Raw genomic sequence first — 250 nt, forward strand, 5'->3', positions numbered from 1 at the left:
AGGGGCGCTCGGTGCGCTCCATCTCGGTCAGGATGAAGTTGCAGGTGCCGTTGAGGATGCCGGCGATGGAGGCCACGTCGTCGCCGACCAACCCCTCGCGCAACATCTTCACCGCCGGCGTGCCCCCCATCACCGCCGCCTCGAAATGCAGCGAGGCGCCGGTCCGCTCAGCCAGTTCGGCCAGCTCCAGCCCGTGCGCGGCGATGAGCGCCTTGTTGGCCGTCACCACGGGCTTGCCGGCTTCAAGCGC

General features: G+C 69.6%; 1 pseudogene. It reads right to left on the minus strand.

What is annotated here, in order from left to right:
• A pseudogene (locus RMT89_RS44500) lies at positions 1-250 on the minus strand (homoserine dehydrogenase); the annotation flags it as partial.

Source organism: Streptomyces sp. P17, from assembly GCF_032436805.1.
Classification (GTDB): Bacteria; Actinomycetota; Actinomycetes; order Streptomycetales; family Streptomycetaceae; genus Streptomyces.